The organism is Hydrogenophaga sp. (assembly GCF_051007235.1).
Classification (GTDB): Bacteria; Pseudomonadota; Gammaproteobacteria; order Burkholderiales; family Burkholderiaceae_C; genus Hydrogenophaga.
Window position 1 is genome coordinate 1 of the sequence record NZ_JBPCSJ010000551.1, and the last position, 3,787, is coordinate 3,787.

Genomic DNA, 3,787 nt, shown 5'->3' on the forward strand with positions numbered 1-3,787 from the left:
AATGGTCCGGTACCCGGCCCCCGGCGGCGGGGTTTCCGCCAAAACCCCCCTGCACGCCGGGGATTTTTTTTCGTCCACGGCACCCGCGATCGGTACACGACCGCACGAGACACCGACAGCACGCCGGATGCAAGCGAGTGTGAGAAACTGATTCCAGGCGTTCACTTACCCACCGGCATGACCGACACCAAGCCACTGCGTACCCATCCAGAACCTGTGCTCCCCGCCGCTGAGCAGGAGGCACCGCTGCCGATGCAGCAGAACAAGGTGGTGCTGGTGGTCGATCTGGTGGAGTCGGTGCGGCTGATGGCCGCCAACGAAGCGGCCGTGGTCGGCCACTGGCACCGTTTCATGCAGCACGCCCAGGCGACGGTGCTGCCGCAGTGGCGGGGCCGGCTGGTCAAGAGCCTGGGCGACGGATTGCTGGCCGAGTTCTCCAGCGCATCCGACGCGGTGCGAGCGGCCCTGGACTTCCACCGTTTCTTCGACACGGTCAACGCCGCCCTGCCCCACGACCAGCAACTGCACCTGCGTGCGGGGCTCAATGGCACGCACCTTTACGTGGATGCCCGCGATGTGTACGGCCACGGGGTGAACCTGGCCGCACGGGTGGCGTCCCTGGCCGGCCCGGGCGAGACCGTGGTCACGGCCAACATCCGCGACGGCATCGTTGACGGCGTCGACGGCGAGCTCGATGACATGGGCGAGAGCTACCTCAAGCACTGGCCCGAACCGGTGCGCACCTGGCGCGTGCGGCCAGCCGACAGCACCGGAATGGTCGCCTTCAAGGCGTCGCTGCCCCCCGCGCAGGAAGACCTGCGCCCGACCATCGCTGTCATCCCGCTGGACTGCAGCACCGGCCTCGATGAGCACCAGGTGATCGGCGAACTGATCGCCGACGGCGTGATCGCCCAGCTCTCGCGCAGCCGGCAGATGCGCGTGATCTCGCGCCTGTCCACCACCGCCTTTCGCGGCCGCGGCGCGCAGCTCAGCGACATCCAGGCGCACCTGGGTTCGGGCTACGTGCTCAGCGGCAGCTACAGCGTGCTGGGCGACCGCGTGGTGGTGATGGCCGAACTCAGCGACGCACGCCGCAGCGACGTGGTGTGGGCCGACCGGGTGACGGGCAGCATCGCCGACCTGCTGCACGCCGACAGCCAGCTCATCCAGGCGCTGACCGACAGCGCCAGCCAGGCGGTGATCGAGAACACCGTGCAGCGCGCGACCATCCTGCCCTGCCCCCAGCTCGACAGCAACGCGCTGCTGCTGGGCGGCATCGCGCTGATGCACCGGTCCACCGCGCGCGACCTTGAGCGCAGCCGCGAGTTGCTGGACGCCGTGACCGAACGCCACCGCCGCGTGGCCTCCCCCTGGGCCTGGATGGCCAAGTGGCACATCCTCAACATCATCCAAGGCCGTAGCGCCGATGCCCCCGGCGAGTTCCGGCAGGCGATCGACATCGCCGACCGCGCGCTGGACCTCGAACCCCACAGCTCGCTGGCGCTAGCCATCAAGGGCCATGTGCAGTGCCACCTGGGCACCCAGCTCGAAGAGTCGCGCCAGCTGCTGCTGCAGGCCACGCAGGCCAATCCCAACGACCACAACGCCTGGCTGTACGCCGGTTTCTGGTCGACCATGTGGGGCGACCCGGCCGATGCGGTGCGCGAATCCGAGCGGGCACTGGAACTGTCACCGCTGGACCCGCAGCGCTTTTTCATTGAAATGCTGGTCGCGCACAGTTACCTGATGGCCAACGACCTGCCCAAGACCGTCGAGTTGTGTCAGCGGTCGCTGCAGCGCAACCGCTACTACCTCGCGACCATGCGGGTGCTGATGACGGCCCAATACGAGCTGGGCCGCGAGCGGGAGGCGAAGGCAACACTGGACCGGATCGTGGCGATTCAACCCGGACTCACCGTATCGGGCTTTCTATCCTACGGAAGCAGCAGTCCGCTGCGGATACGGGGCGCTCGCGCCATGAAGGCGCTGGGGCTTCCCGAGTAGCCCACTTCTCATCTTTTGGAGGTTTCCTGCAATGAGCATTTACGGTGGCATGGGTGGCATGGGTGGCATGGGTGGCATGGGTGGCATGGGTGGCATGGGTGGCATGGGTGGCATGGGGATGGTGGTCACCTCCGCTGAGGCCCTCGTGCTCAACCGCAACGCCATCGCCGGCCCGTTCGAGGGAGCGGTCATCACCCCGCCGGTGCCGAACTTCAACGATCCGGCCAACCTCAAGCTCTGGTCTGAGGGCCCGCGCGTGGCCGCCTGCTTCAGCGAGCTGGTGGAAGGCCTGCAGTTCAGTGCGCAACGCGGCAAGGCCGGCCTGCACCACGTGGCCCTCGGCAAGAAGGGCTGCCAGCAACGCGGCCTGCTGAGCCTCACGGCACCCGGCCTGGAACTGCTCCAGGCCCAGACCGAACTGGTCGCGGCCTACGCCGACCTGCGCGGCGACCGTGGCGCCGAGATCCTGTCGCAAACCGGCCTGCCCGTGCCCTTCTGGGCCGCCATCATCGGCGCACAAGACCACCGCCGCCCCAAGACCTACCAGCTCATGGCGTTGGCCTTTGCACTGGCCAACCATGTGGAAATGCGGTTCAAGCAGATCTTCGCGGTGGTGCGGCCGGTGGAGCTGTCGCCGCAGCTCCAGCCCATGATCCCCACGCCTGGCCACGGGGCCTACCCCAGCGGCCACGCAACCGAAGCCTTCACTGTGGCCACCCTGCTGGACGCCCTGCTGCGCACCGCGCGGCCCGGACCCGCACACCAGGACAGCCATGGCGCCACGAAGGAACAGCTGCAGCGCCAGGCCTACCGCATCGCCGTCAACCGCACGGTGGCGGGCGTGCACTACCCGGTGGACTCGGCCTGCGGCCGCGTGCTGGGCACCCTGCTGGGCGAATTCATGGTGGGGCGCTGCAGCGGACAGTCGCTCAAGGAGCGCGAGTTCAAGGGGAGCACGTACAGCGGCCCGCGCGGCGCGGCGCGTGACTTCGACCTGCAGGACTCGATCGACAACGGCGAGTCGGGCCAGCAGCTGGGCGCGGCGTTCACCCTGCCCACCGGCCCGCTGATGGCCTGGCTCTGGAACGAGGCCGTCAAGGAGTGGCAGTGAGCCGCCGCCCCACCGGGGGCTGGCAGGCGCTGCCGCCGGGCCGCTTCACCGGGCTGGACTGGTCGGCCGCGCAGACCTATGCCCATGGCGACCCCTACCTCGCCTGGGCCGAAACCAGCGGCTTCGAGGGCTTCCGCTCACCGCTGGGGGCGCTGGCCGATCCCGAATGGCTGCCGCTGCTGATCGAGCTGGCACCCGGTGTAGGCGTGGCCGATCTGGTGGCGCACAGCGACCCGACTTGGTTACAGGTGCCGCGCATCTATCTGACTTGGCACGGCTTGCGCTTTTGCACGGCACGGGCCAAGCACGGCTTCTTTGACGCCTTGTCGCCCGGTGGTGCGCTGCACGGCCGGGTGCAACGCTGCGAACTGGGCCTGCCGGTCGGCCACCATGCCCGAGGTCTGGCGCCGCAGGCCATCGCCCGCCCCGGGCGCGCTGCGCCGCGCAGGCCCGCCCAGGTGTCCGGCCCGGTGGTGGTGGTCATCGACGATGGCATCGCACTGGGACATGCCGACTTTCTGGACGCGTCAGGCCAGCCCCGCGTGGCCGCGTTCTGGCGCCAGGACGCGACCGAAGGGCCGCACGGCCGCGCCGCCGCCACGCCGCGCCCGGTGCCGCTGGACCCGCGCCGCGCCGGCCCCACGCCCACCGACCTGGGCTACGGCCACGAAC

Annotated in this window: 2 protein-coding genes and 1 pseudogene; all 3 read left to right on the plus strand. The window is 69.3% G+C overall.

What is annotated here, in order from left to right; translation table 11 throughout:
- The first annotated feature begins 216 nt into the window (after positions 1 to 216).
- A complete protein-coding gene (locus ACR2JA_RS19555; protein ID WP_434010731.1) occupies positions 217 to 2,004 on the plus strand; it encodes an adenylate/guanylate cyclase domain-containing protein in 1,788 nt (595 codons plus the stop codon).
- A gap of 31 nt (positions 2,005 to 2,035) precedes the next feature.
- Positions 2,036 to 3,115 (plus strand): hypothetical protein, encoded by a 1,080-nt coding sequence (locus tag ACR2JA_RS19560; protein WP_434010732.1) that lies wholly within the window; start codon positions 2,036 to 2,038, stop codon positions 3,113 to 3,115.
- A pseudogene (locus ACR2JA_RS19565) lies at positions 3,112 to 3,787 on the plus strand (hypothetical protein); the annotation flags it as partial. The gene ACR2JA_RS19560 and the pseudogene ACR2JA_RS19565, both read left to right, overlap by 4 nt.